The following is a 12,749-nucleotide window of genomic DNA, read 5'->3' as shown; positions in this document are numbered from 1 at the left end:
TGGACGGAAACATGGCTGATATTCACCCCTTTCCCGGGTTGCGGTTTAACCTTGACCGCGTCCCGCAAATCGACAAATTAATCTCTCCTCCGTACGACAAAATCCCTCATGAAGAACGCAAGCGTTTATGGGGCCTCGACGAACATAACGTCGTCAAATTGATCTTGCCCCAGCCCGGCGACGAAGAAGTCGACGTCACCACTCATTCGACCGATTCAGAATCCGCCGACTGGTATCAGGAAGCCGCCGCGCGTTTTCAAGCGTGGCAAGACGAAGGCGTGCTAAAACAAGACGGCCCGCAATTTTATGTGTATAGCCAGACCTACCAGGCCGAAGAACAAACCTGGACGCGCACCGGGCTGTTCGCCGCGTTAGACCTCGAAGACGACAGCGGCCCCAAGGCGCATGAGCAGACCTTCGAAGGCCCTAAAGCCGACCGTCTGCGCTTGACCCGCGCCGCGCAAGCCAACCTGTCTTCGATCTTTTTGTTAGGCGACGGCGAAGCCGCAACCTGGTCGAGTATTTTTGCTTCCGCCAAAGACGTGCTGCTGGATTTTGTCGGCGACGACGGTCAACGCCACATGCTTCGCGCAATCAGCAATCCCGACGACTTGGCCGCCGTACAAGCGGGCGTCAAAGCCTGCAACCTGGTTATCGCCGACGGACATCATCGCTATGAAACGGCTTGCAATTACCGCCGTGAGATGATGGAGAAAACCGGCAAAAATTCTAAAGACGAAGCATGGGGCAAGGTGTTGGCGTTCATTGTTCCATTGGCTGACCCCGGCCTGCGCGTACTGCCGACCCACCGCGTGGTGAAAGGGCTGCCGACGGACTGGTTCGACCGGGTGCAAGCCAAACTGGACCCGTTGGGCGCGATGACGCCGGTGTCGATCAGCGACGGCGCCGAAGTGCGCGATTTGCTGGCGGCGGACGCGTCCCGCAGTTCGGTACTCATTCACGACGGGCATTATACGTGGGCGTATCGCATACGGCAGGGAGCGGAATCGCCCTCGTTGCAAGCGGCGCCGGAATCGATTCGTGAATTGAACGTGACCATCTTACACCGCCTCATCTTTGAAGAAGCGCTCGGGCTGACCAACGACAAATTGGTCAATCACGTAAAATACATTCGCGGCGAAGACGAAGCCATGAACCTGGCTAAGACGCCGGAATACAATGTCGCATTTTTGATGGCGGGCATTCCACCCGCCCAAGTGTTTGACGTTTCGATGGCGGGCGTTCGCATGCCGCAAAAATCGACTGACTTTTATCCGAAAATTCCAACGGGGCTGTTGATTCGCTCCGCTGCAGATTCAAACGCATAGCCGACAACTCATGCACCGAACCCGGTTTATACTTCTAATAATGATATGGCTGCTGGCGGCGCCGTTCGCCGCGCAGCCGCACGCATTAAACCCGGAAAGCATCGACCGCTACGTCGAAGCCACCCTGGCCCCAACCCAGGTTGTGCTTGTCTATCAAATCATTTTCGGGCTGAGTTCCACCGAGGAAGCCTCACAGAGGCTTGACCCTGACGACGACGGCGTCATCACCGACGAAGAGCGCGCAGAATACGTTAAAACCGAAGGCAAACGCTACGGCGGGCGGCAATATCTAAAAATCGGCGACGAAACCCTAACGCTGGAATTTCGTATGGGCGACGCTTACGCTCATTTCGGCCATAATGGAATGCACGTCATCAAGGTTGATCTGGGGTATGTCTGTCCGCTGCCGGCGGGGCTGCCGCGCGGCGCCACGTTAGACTTTCAATTAAAAGATTATGATTTAGAAACCGTGCCCGGTTGGAAGCAGATGCAGATCGTCACCGCGCCCGGCGTTCATTACGAAGGGCATATTCCCTATCGCGAATTCAAGCCGTTTGATTATGAAATTCTAAACGAGAAGGGGTTTGCGCCCGGGACAGACTCGATCAAAGGCCAAGTCTCGTTTGACGAAACGGCGCCAGACGCTGAAGTCAACATCATCCTGCCGGAACGCACTGTTGTAGAAAAGCCCAAGCGAACCGGTTGGCAATATGGTATCGTGGGCGGCGCAGGTATTTTGGCGCTCGCGTTTATTGCTGCGGCGGCGGCGAAGTTTCGCCGTTGAACGCCATCGCCCGGCGTTCTAACGTATGAAAAGCGAAATACCCCCAGCCCACAGCAGCCAAGAAAACCAATATAAATAAAAATGTATAACGCGGCGGCAACTTCGACGCCAATACCGCCGCCATCGACAACAAAAAACATAATCCATACAACAACAATACCGCGCGACGGTCAGACAACCCCAGCCGCAACAAACGATGATGAATGTGTTCGCGGTCGGCCTTGAATAGATGGACGCCGCGGCGTCCACGACGAATAACGGTGAGCGTCGCGTCAATCAGCGGGATGGTCAAAATCACCAACGGCAGCGAGAGCGACATCACCGTTGCGCCTTTGACGTTGCTCGCCAGCGACCCGCCCGCCAACATCACGCCCAAGAACAAACTACCAGCGTCGCCCATAAAAATTTTGGCTGGAGAAAAATTATACGGCAGAAATCCCAAACAGGCGCCCATCAACATTAATGACGTTATACAGACGAAATTTTGCCAGGGATCAAGCGAGATCAAGAAATTCGCTAACGCGGCAAAAAAAACGACGCCCGCCGCGAGGCCGTCGAGACCATCAATAAAATTAATAGCGTTCACTAACGTGATGATCCAAATCACCGACAACACGCCGCCGACCCACCCCAACGGCAAGACGCCGCCAATCGGGCTGGTCATTTGGGTAATGGTGAACCCCTGCGACACCAACACGGACGCAAGGATGATTTGCACTGTCATTTTCAACACCGCCGAAAGCGAAACGGCGTCATCAATCAGGCCGAGAACATGAAAACAAGTCGCAACGCCGAACAAGACAAGCAGCGAGGGCTGAATAGATTGGGCATAGAGCAGGTGCGGCGCCCAGACGGCGACGTAGATGCAGCCCGCAGCCACAGCGGCGTATATCGCGAGTCCGCCCAGATAGGGGATGGGTTGAACATGCACCTTGCGTTCCGCGGGGTGGTCGACCAAATCCAGCGCGCGCGCCAGATGCAAGCACAACGGGGTCGCCGCCCAGCCCGTCAACATCACCACCAAAAACAAGGTTCCGTATTCAAAAGGCATAAGCTTATTTCATCCGCTCCAAGCAAGGGTTATACTGTTTCGGAGCCAGCCCAGTCGCTGGGCGGGGCCGAACCCGAAAATCGCTATAGATTATCAACAGCAGCGCTATTTCATAAGGCGATGCTGACCATGGAACAGTATCATACGCTCACGATGAATTCACGCCGACCGGTTCGGCGCCGAGCGAGAAAAGGCTAAATAACCAATGAAGAAATCAACAGGTTTACTGTTACTCGCAACCTTTTTCTTTTTATTTTTGATCTTCGCGGGCGTCTTTATCGCGATAATCGCTTACATGGTGCAAGGCTCGACGCCCAACATCCTGGGCAAAGAACGCCTGGCGTTAGTGCGCATTGTCGGCCCGATTTATTATGAACAAGATTGGATCGAGCAACTCGAAACCTACCGCGACGACCATTCCGTCAAAGGCATTGTGCTCGAAGTCGACAGCCCCGGCGGCGCGGTCGGCCCTTCGCAAAACCTCTATCAGGCCCTTCACGACATCCGCCATGAACACGGCAAGGTGGTGGTCGCCTATTTCAATTCTGTCGCGGCTTCGGGCGGCTATTACGTCGCCTGTGAAGCGAACCAGATTGTCTCGACCCCCGGCGCCATGACCGGCAGCATCGGCGTCTACGCCAAATTCATGCAGGCGCAGGCGTTGCTCGAAAAAATCGGCATCGACTATGAGACCGTCAAAGCAGGCAAGTATAAAGACATGGGTTCGTATGACCGCACCCTGACCACCGACGAACGCGCCATGATGCAAAGCGTCATCGACGACACATACGAACAATTTGTCGAAGCCGTTGCGCAAGGCCGCCGAAGCCAGGTGGAAGAAGTGCTTGACAGTTGGAACGCGGAAACGCACGGCGAGACGTTTCCCTTCTCGCCCGATTTGACCGTTATAATTCAAGAATATCAGCAAGAACGCGACCGCTTTCAAGCGCGTATGGCGGACGAAGCCGTCGAAGACGCCACCGGTGAAAGCGATGAGAGCGCCGCGCCGCAAACGCTACGCTTTCGTCCTGACGACGAAACCATTTTGGCCTATGTTCGCGCTTCAGCGGAAGGGAAAATCTATACTGGACGCCAAGCCAAAACCGTCGGGCTTGTCGACAAGTTAGGAACGCTCGACGACGCCATTGATCTAGCGGCCAAACTCGCGGGAATGCGCAGCGACCCGACCGTGATCGAACAGAAAAAAGAAGAACTCACGCTGCTTGATCTCATGTCGAGCAAAATGTCAAACCTGTTCGGGCTTGATGAAGCCAAAGCGCAATCGCCGATCCAGTTTCGTATGCCTTACTAATATTGCGTTGAAGTGAAGGGCGGGTTGGTTCGCGGCGGCGAACCGCCCGCCTTTTCATGTATATAGTGGTTGCAAAATACTGTGCGATGGCCTGCTTCGCCCGCAATGACGCGAACGTGGAAGCCCGCGTCTAAAAGAAATTCATCCGGCGAAAAACCCAAATTTGAATATACGCAAGCACAAGTAGAATAATACAAACGACCCAAAATGCGACGCTGTTATGCGCGCCGGGCATCCCGCCGACGTTGATGCCCAATAAACCGGTCAGCAAACCAAGCGGTAAAAAGATGGCGGCAATAATCGACACCAAATACATAGTGCGGTTCATTTGTTCCGACATGCGGTGTTGCAATTGGTCTTGAATAATCAACGCATGTTCATACGCGAGGTCTAAATCTTCAACATAGCGGCGAATCTGGTCAGACGATTCGCGCAATTGAGCGCGAGAGACTTCGTCCAGCCACGACAACGGTTCAACTTGAAGCCTGGAAACCACCTCTCGTTGCGGCGCGATGTAACGCCGGAGCGTAATCGCCCGGCGGCGCAGTTCGCTCAGCAAGGAGACATCGGGATGGGATGAGGGATCAATTGCTACGGTTTCAAACTCTTCAATCTGCACTTCCAAATCGTCAATGACCGGGTCCATCCGGTCGGTAAGGCCGTCGACCAGTTGCACGATAAAATCACCGGAGCCGCAAGGGCCTTTTTTTACGTCGAGGCTGTCGCGCAAAGCCTGCACTGCCTGCAAACGCGGATAACGCAGACTGATGATGCGTTTGGGTTCGACCCACAAGCGAACAGAAATCATGTCTTCGGGGTCGGCGCCGACGTTAAGGTTCACCCCACGCAGAATCAATAACACGCCGTCTTTAAAGCGTTCAATGCGCGGGCGGGTTACTTCTTCTAACATGGCTTCACAGACATGCGCTTCCAACCCCGCGTCCTGCTCAAGCCATTGTTGGCTCTGTTGCTGTTTGCGGTCGAGATGCACCCACAGAGTCAATGAATCGTTATTATGAGAATGGATGGCGTCCCAACCAACGAGTTGGCCTCCACCGTCTCCATCGAGCAAGTAAGCGCAAAGCAATCCATCGTCATCAGACATAAGAGTTCCTTGTCATTTCGTATGGTTTACGTTTTATTCAACGAGAACTTATTGTAGAGCCGATCACGCGTAATTCGCAAACGTCTTCCAATAAAAATGCGCACCGCTCGCCATCATTTTTTTCTAACACCAGGCGACCGTTTTCGTCGATTTCACGAGCGAACCCGGACCGTTTTTTTCCTTTGATGCGAAAGGAGACATTTTGCCCGAGTGTGGTTGAATAGCGGCGGCAATACCCCAACACCGCTTCGCCGTGATCTTGCGCGGCGCCTTCCCACAGAGCTTCCCAGGTAGAACCCAGTTGCGCCAGCAGCAAATTTCTGTCCCAGGGTTCGTCGTTTAACATCGCCAGCGAGACGGCGACCTCCCGCGTTTGTTCTGGCCAATCATCGGGGAGGCTCAAAACATTTAGACCCAGGCTGACAAAAACCAACTGCTGCTCTGAGTCAATTTCAACCAAGACGCCGCCCAGCTTTTTGCCATTGACGGTGAGGTCGTTGGGCCATTTCACGCCGATGCCAATGTTATAAGCAGTGTCCAACACGCGAGCGACCGCGACAGCCGCATAGAGCGAAAGAAACGACAGCGAGGGCGTCCAGTCGCGCACCCGGACGACAAAAGTCAGCAACAAGTCTTTTTGTTTGGGAGACACCCAGGCCGCGCCTTGACGCCCGCGTCCCTGGCTTTGATGTTCTGCAACGACAAGCAAGCCGTGCGCAGGCGGCTGCCCGGCCAATCGACGCGCGGCGTCAATCGTTGATGGCAATTGCTCCGCGACCAAACACCGCCGCCCCCACCATTTGGTGGGCAACTGTGCGGCGATCACGTCAGGATGCAAACGATCATTTTTCGGGTCCAACGCATATTCGCCCGGCGCCGTCGCGAGTATGCGTACGCCTTCGCCTTGCAATAGTTCGATCGCCTGAACGGTTTCCGCCTGTGTCAATTTGGCTTTCTCAGCGAGGGTTCCTAAGGAAAAACGGTGAAACGGGCGCCGTTGCATCGCCTGCAGCAGCAATGTGGCATCATCGCGGTTGTGTAACCAGTGATAATTCTCTAACAACGGTGGGATCATTTCTTGCCTGACTCGCCGTCTCGTTTATCGGCGAGCTCTTTCCAATAGTTCATGCGTTCTTGAATTTTCGCCTCGAAGCCCCGCGAGGTCGGTTCGTAAAATTCCTGCTTCGCGATTTGGTCCGGCAGGTAATTTTGCGCAGCGTAGGCGTGGTCGAAATCGTGGTCATAACGATAGCCTTTGCCGTATCCCATGTCTTTCATCAATGAGGTGGGCGCGTTACGAATGTGCATCGGCGCCGGCAGATAGCCCTTTGACTTTACCGTCGCCAAGGCCTCGTTGAACGCCTGATAGAGCGCGTTGCTTTTGGGCGCGGTCGCCAGATAGACCGCCGCTTCGGCCAGCGCCAGTTCGCCTTCGGGGCTGCCCAACATGTGGTAGGCGTCGCGGGCGGCGATGGTAATCAGCAAGGCGTTGGGGTCAGCCAGCCCCACGTCTTCACTAGCGAAACGCACCATGCGGCGCGCGGCGTAAAGCGGGTCTTCGCCCGACTCCATCATGCGGGCGAACCAGTACAACGCCGCCTGCGGATCGCTGCCGCGCATCGATTTATGAAACGCGGAGATGATGTTGTAATGTTCTTCGCCCGACTTGTCGTACAACATGCGCTTTTCTTGCAAGACGCGCGATACGCCCTCGACGGTCAAGACGACGGTTTGATCGTCTTCGGCAAAATACAACGCCGCTTGTTCTAACGCATTGAGCGCCACCCGCGCGTCGCCATGCGACGCCGACGCAATCGCCGCGAGCGCGTCGTCTTCGGCCTCGATGTTGAGGCCGTCCTGCTTCAACACCACCAGGCCATTTTCTAATACATGCAGCAATTGGTCGGGTTCCAATGATACCAGAGTAAAAACCGTGGTACGCGACAACAACGCCGCGTTGACCTCGAAGGAGGGATTCTCGGTGGTGGCGCCGATCAACGTAATCAAGCCGGATTCAACATGAGGCAACAGCGCGTCTTGCTGTGATTTATTCCAGCGGTGGATTTCATCAATAAACAGAATGGTCTTGCTGCGGCTGCGGTGGACTTGGGCGCGTTCGACCACCTGGCGCAAATCTTTGGCGCCGCTGTTGGTGGCGGAAAGCATAAGAAACTGCGCGCGCGTCAAACGGGCGACCAGTCGAGCCAGGGTAGTTTTGCCGCTGCCCGGCGGCCCCCACAACACCATCGAGGGGACGCGGTCGTTCTCAATCGCCTTACGCAAGGGGCGGTCGGCGCCCAATACGTCTTCCTGCCCGGCGAATTCGCTCAATGCCGCAGGTCGGCAACGCTCCGCCAGCGGCGCACCCTTTTGAGGCGCGTCAATCGGCGGAGTTTCCGCGCTTTCAAACAATGCGTCTTGTCGGTTGGTCTCTTCCATCGGAAAATTCACACAATTGGCCTACAATTCGGAAGCATGATACTCCAAAACCGCGCATAAACCATCCGGCGCGTAACAGACACAGGGCCATGAACGAAGCCAAAACAAAATCAGCCACCGTTTCGCAGTTCCTCTACGAGCACTTTGAGCAAGGGCGCCGCATTTTGTTGTCGCCGAAAGAAGCGTTCCGCGAACAAAAAACGCAAAGCGGGTATTGGAAGCCGACCGCTTTCGCCATGCTCTGCATCGCAGCGCCGCGCGGCGCTTATGCGCTGCTTTGGGCGCCGTTCACCTTGGGCTTTTCGATTTTATGGTTGATCCCTTCCGTCATTTATGGGACCATATTTTTATACATGCTCAGCACAGCATTATACGGCTTAGTGCGCTGTTATCGCGAGATCATCACCTTCGATTCGATCTTTCGTTGCGTTGCCTATAGTTGGGTCTCGTATTTTCTGTTACTCATTCCAATCCCGCTGCTCAATCATCTATTCATCGCCGCTGCGTTTGGGTTTTATCTGCATTACGCCCTGCGCGAAGTCCACGGGTTCGACAAAAAACAAGCCATACTGATCGCAATCGTCCCCTCCGCAATCGTTCTTGTGATTGGCGCCATCATGTCGCTGGCGTCGATGTTCATGCTTGGGGTTACAATCTTCAAAGCCGGTACGTATTTCTTTGCGAGTTAACCACTGAAGGACGCAACCATTTTATGAAACGCATTTTCTTGATTTTTTTATTGTTCGGATTCACGTTGTCTTCGTTCGCCGATGCGTTGCTCATCCCCATGGATGAAGAAACCCAAACCAACCACCTCAAAGCCTACGGCGTCGCCTATTGGGCGTTGCAGGCGCCGCAGCGCTATAAAGCCGAATGGCTGCTGAATTATCGCGGCGGCTCGTTTTTGATTTTTGAAACACAGGCCACCCAACGCCGCGCCGCGATGAACGGCGTCACCGCGCTGCCGATCTCCGACGCGCAAGTCGAAAGCATTTATGCTGAGATCGACGCAAAAAACATGGAGCGCATCCCCCTTGAGCGAGCGCCCAAAGTCGCCGTTTACGCGCCGCCCACCAACGACCCGTGGGACGACGCGGTCACCATTGCGCTGACCTATGCAGACATCCCGTACGATGTGATTTGGGACGAGGATGTACTCGACGGCAGTTTAGGCAAATACGACTGGCTCCACCTGCACCATGAAGACTTTAGCGGGCAATTCGGTAAGTTTTTTCGCAGCTTTCGCACGGCGCCCTGGTACTTGCAACAAGTGCGGCAATTTGAAGCCGCCGCGCGCCAAGCAGGTTTTTCAAAAGTACAGCAACATAAAGGCGCGGTGGCGGACGCGATTCGAACCTACATTCAACAAGGCGGCTTTATCTTCGCCATGTGCGCAGCCACCGACACCATCGACATCGGGCTTGCAGCGTTGGGTTTGGATATCGTCGCCAAAGAAATCGACGGCGACGGCCTCACCCCCGGCTTTCAAGACAAATTGAATTACGCCCACTGCCTCGCCTTTCAGAATTTTTCGTTGATTCCCAACCCATTGATTTATGAATATTCCGACATCGACACCAGTCCGAGTCCGGCGACCGCCCAAGGCGAACGCTATCAGGGCGACACCTTTAACCTGTTTGAATTTTCGGCGAAGTTTGACCCCGTCCCCACCATGTTGACCCAAAACCACGTCCAAAAAATTAAAGATTTCTGGGGACAGACCACCGCATTTCGTAAATCAAAATTAAAACCCAATATCGTCGTGCTGGCCGACTTTCCTCAATTCGGCGTCGCCAAGTATATTCACGGCGCGTTGAATGAAGGCACCTTTACCCTGTTGGGCGGACACGACCCCGAAGACCCGCAACACCTGGTCGGCGAAGAAGACACCGATTTATCGCAACACCCCAACTCGCCGGGCTATCGGTTAATTTTGAATAACGTGTTGTTTCCCGCCGCGAAAAAGAAGCCGCGCAAGACTTGACTTGATAAACGCGCGATGGCGTTCCGTCTGGTTGTTTAACAGCGTACAGACTGATAGGATGTGCATCTTGCACCATCACATCCCGAGGGAAAAACATGCCACGCACATTAATCGCCGGCGGCGCCGGCTTTCTAGGTTCTCACTTGGCTGACGCGCTTCTCGCGCGAGGTCACGAAGTGATTTGCGTCGATAACCTTATCACAGGCAGCATGACCAATATCGAACATTTGATCGGACGCAAGGATTTTCAATTCATCCATCTCGACATCACCAATTACATTCATATCCCTGGTGAAATTGACAATATCTTGAACTTCGCCTCGCCCGCCAGCCCGATTGATTATCTGCGCTTGCCGATTCAGACGCTGAAAGTCGGTTCTCTTGGGACCCACAAAGCGCTGGGGCTTGCCCGCGAAAAAAATGCGCGGCTGCTGCTCGCCTCGACTTCAGAAGTCTACGGCGACCCGCTCATTCATCCGCAAACCGAAGACTATTGGGGCAACGTAAACCCCATCGGCCCGCGCGGCGTCTACGACGAAGCCAAGCGCTTCGCCGAAGCCATGACCATGGCCTATCAGCGCTTTCACAATATCGAAACCCGCATCGTGCGCATCTTCAATACCTTCGGCCCGCGTATGCGCGTTGAAGACGGGCGGGTGGTTTCGACCTTCATCAGCCAGGCGCTGAAAGGCGAACCCATTTCAATCTTCGGCGACGGCAGCCAGACGCGCTCGTTCTGTTATGTCTCTGATGAAGTCGAAGGCATCATTCGTTTGTTGGAATCCGACATCCCCACGCCAGTCAACATCGGCAATCCAAACGAGATGACGGTCAAACAATTGGCCGAAAAAGTCCTTGAATTAACCGGTTCCAGCAGCAAGATCGAATTTAAAGAATTGCCCGAAGACGACCCAAAAGTGCGCCAGCCTGACATCAGCAAGGCCAAGGCGGAACTAGGCTGGGAGCCGAAAGTCTCTCTACAGGAAGGTCTCGAAAAGACCATCGCCTATTTCAAATCGGTGTTGAGCGCCGTAGCCTAACGAGCCCCACTCCACCGTCTCGTTTTCGGATATCAGATAAGACGCATCTTTCCGCCGTCGTGAAGCAAAAGCGCTTCGCGGCGGCGTTTGTCTTTTTCTGCATCGACGCAGGCCAAACCCAATACAGGCTGCCCGTAGGTTTCAACGCCCAATCAGCGAAGGCGACAATCTGTTCTGCGGTGAGAGTATCATCCCGCCGGGCAATGCGCCTTGCGGCGTCGGGCGAAGGGCGCGAGGCGGTTCCTGAAAAAAACGGCGGGTTGCAAACAATCACATCAACGGAGCGTCGCCGCAAGGGCGCTTGCGTTGCGTCTGCGATCAGCCATTGCAACGGAGCAAAGCCGCATTGTTCTTGGAGAAATTTTTGATGCGCAGCAGAGGCCTGTTGGGCAGCGTCTTTTTGAATATCGAAACCAAGAATCCCTAAAACTTGCGGGAACCGATGCGCCAGACGCATCGCAATATACCCGCCGCCGCAACCAAGATCGACGACGGTTTGCCCTGGTTCTACTTTAACGAACTCGGCGAGCCGCTGGCTTTCGATATTCGGTCGAAGACGGTCAAAATCCGGCGCCGGGTTCAATGGACGGCCTTACGCAAGCCCGCGTCTCGAAAGTTCTTTGGCGGCTTCATCAAAGCGGTCTTCCGCCGTGGTGGTGCGCGACCATTCGATGATTTCTCTCATGCCGTCTTCCAGCGAAACGCTGGGTTTAAAGCCGAGGGCGTTGGTGATTTTTGAGATATCTGCGTAACAATGGCGGGTGTCGCCCTTACGATACTTACAAGTAATTTCCGGCTCGACGTCTGACTCATAAATACGCGCCAAGGTTCGCGAAATGTCCGCAATCGACGTAGGAACGCCGGTACCCACATTAAACACCTGATAATTCGCTTCGTCTTTTTCCATCGCCAACAGATTGGCCTGCACAATGTCATGCACGGAAATAAAGTCACGCGATTGTTCGCCGTCTTCATAAATGACTGGCGACTTCTGGTTGGCGAGGCGGCTCATAAAAATCGCCATCACGCCGGTGTAAGGGTTCGACAGCGACTGGCGCGGGCCGAATACGTTGAAATAGCGCAGCGCAACCACCGGCAGGTCATAGGTCTCGCCGATGCTGAGCGTCATATCTTCCTGGTCGCGCTTGGTGATGGCATAGATCGCCTTGCAATCCATCGAAGTGGCTTCCGTGGTCGGCACGGCCTTCATCACCGCGCCGCAAACCGGACATTCGTGCTCCCAGCGATTGTCAGCGAGTTGTTCTTCGCCGCGAAAGCCGGGCTTACACACGCCGTGTACGGGACACGCGCACAAGCCTTCGCCGTAGCTGGATTGCGACGCAGCGACGATCATTTTTTGGATGTTGTGTTTTGTGTTCGCCAACAGGTCGAGCAGGTTCGCCGTGCCGCCAGTGTTTACATCGACGTAATGTTTAATCTGATATTGCGACTGGCCCATGCCCACCGCAGCGGCTTTGTGAAACACGATGTCCTGGCCTTGCAGCGCTTTTTCAAGCGCATCTTTATCACGCACATCGCCTTGGATAAATTCCGCATCGGGGTTGAGATAGTCGGGCGTCTCGCCGCCGGGGTGAACTTGCGGGTCGAGCGCATCAAAAATGCGGACTTGATGCCCTCGTACAATCAGTTCGTCTACGATGCTTGATCCGATGAAACCGGCGCCGCCTGTAACCAATACCTTCATG

At 54.6% G+C, this 12,749-nt stretch carries 12 protein-coding genes; 6 read left to right on the top strand and 6 right to left on the bottom strand.

Translation table 11 applies throughout. From position 1 onward, the window contains the following. The first annotated feature begins 11 nt into the window (after nucleotides 1-11). Together P9L94_17235 and P9L94_17230 are read left to right on the top strand one after the other, a co-directional pair. A complete protein-coding gene (locus P9L94_17235) occupies nucleotides 12-1,328 on the top strand; it encodes a DUF1015 domain-containing protein (GenBank protein ID MDP8245830.1) in 1,317 nt (438 codons plus the stop codon). A gap of 10 nt (nucleotides 1,329-1,338) precedes the next feature. Then, complete coding sequence (locus P9L94_17230; protein MDP8245829.1) at nucleotides 1,339-2,112, top strand: hypothetical protein; 774 nt, start codon at nucleotides 1,339-1,341, stop codon at nucleotides 2,110-2,112. Here the strand turns inward: P9L94_17230 and P9L94_17225 are convergent. Further along, nucleotides 2,078-3,163 carry an MraY family glycosyltransferase gene (locus P9L94_17225; protein MDP8245828.1) on the bottom strand — a complete coding sequence of 362 codons (1,086 nt, stop codon included), beginning with the start codon at nucleotides 3,161-3,163 and terminating at the stop codon, nucleotides 2,078-2,080. The two genes, P9L94_17230 and P9L94_17225, sit on opposite strands and share 35 nt — an antisense overlap. A gap of 205 nt (nucleotides 3,164-3,368) precedes the next feature. On the opposite strand from P9L94_17225, the gene sppA reads away from it, so the two are divergent. Then, nucleotides 3,369-4,475, top strand: coding sequence for a signal peptide peptidase SppA (gene sppA / locus P9L94_17220; protein MDP8245827.1), 1,107 nt, complete (start codon nucleotides 3,369-3,371; stop codon nucleotides 4,473-4,475). A 130-nt stretch (nucleotides 4,476-4,605) separates the two neighbouring features. Here the strand turns inward: sppA and P9L94_17215 are convergent, their stop codons facing one another. From P9L94_17215 to P9L94_17205, 3 genes are read right to left on the bottom strand one after another with little or no spacing between them, the layout of a single operon-like run. Continuing rightward, the gene (locus P9L94_17215; GenBank protein ID MDP8245826.1) at nucleotides 4,606-5,580 is read right to left on the bottom strand and encodes a zinc transporter ZntB; all 975 of its coding nucleotides are present in this window, start codon (nucleotides 5,578-5,580) and stop codon (nucleotides 4,606-4,608) included. A gap of 37 nt (nucleotides 5,581-5,617) precedes the next feature. Further along, entirely contained in the window at nucleotides 5,618-6,655 is a 1,038-nt protein-coding gene (locus P9L94_17210; protein ID MDP8245825.1) for a biotin--[acetyl-CoA-carboxylase] ligase, read from the bottom strand. After that, nucleotides 6,652-8,031 carry a replication-associated recombination protein A gene (locus tag P9L94_17205; GenBank protein MDP8245824.1) on the bottom strand — a complete coding sequence of 460 codons (1,380 nt, stop codon included), beginning with the start codon at nucleotides 8,029-8,031 and terminating at the stop codon, nucleotides 6,652-6,654. Before P9L94_17205 ends, P9L94_17210 begins: the two co-directional genes overlap by 4 nt. A 77-nt stretch (nucleotides 8,032-8,108) precedes the next feature. On the opposite strand from P9L94_17205, the gene P9L94_17200 reads away from it, so the two are divergent. The 3 genes from P9L94_17200 to P9L94_17190 all read left to right on the top strand — a co-directional run bounded on the left by P9L94_17200 (nucleotide 8,109) and on the right by P9L94_17190 (nucleotide 11,043). After that, nucleotides 8,109-8,708, top strand: coding sequence for a YIP1 family protein (locus P9L94_17200; protein ID MDP8245823.1), 600 nt, complete (start codon nucleotides 8,109-8,111; stop codon nucleotides 8,706-8,708). A 23-nt stretch (nucleotides 8,709-8,731) separates the two neighbouring features. Further along, entirely contained in the window at nucleotides 8,732-10,003 is a 1,272-nt protein-coding gene (locus P9L94_17195; protein MDP8245822.1) for a hypothetical protein, read from the top strand. 95 nt (nucleotides 10,004-10,098) lie between these two features. Next, nucleotides 10,099-11,043, top strand: coding sequence for an SDR family oxidoreductase (locus tag P9L94_17190; GenBank protein ID MDP8245821.1), 945 nt, complete (start codon nucleotides 10,099-10,101; stop codon nucleotides 11,041-11,043). Here the strand turns inward: P9L94_17190 and P9L94_17185 are convergent. Both P9L94_17185 and P9L94_17180 read right to left on the bottom strand, forming a co-directional pair. Then, nucleotides 11,015-11,626 (bottom strand): methyltransferase, encoded by a 612-nt coding sequence (locus tag P9L94_17185; protein MDP8245820.1) that lies wholly within the window; start codon nucleotides 11,624-11,626, stop codon nucleotides 11,015-11,017. The two genes, P9L94_17190 and P9L94_17185, sit on opposite strands and share 29 nt — an antisense overlap. Nucleotides 11,627-11,635: 9 nt before the next feature. Further along, a complete protein-coding gene (locus P9L94_17180) occupies nucleotides 11,636-12,748 on the bottom strand; it encodes an NAD-dependent epimerase/dehydratase family protein (protein ID MDP8245819.1) in 1,113 nt (370 codons plus the stop codon). Nucleotide 12,749: the final 1 nt, after the last annotated feature.

This window comes from Candidatus Hinthialibacter antarcticus, assembly GCA_030765645.1.
In the GTDB taxonomy this organism is placed as follows: domain Bacteria; phylum Hinthialibacterota; class Hinthialibacteria; order Hinthialibacterales; family Hinthialibacteraceae; genus Hinthialibacter; species Hinthialibacter antarcticus.
This window is presented reverse-complemented; position numbering and strand designations above follow the sequence as displayed.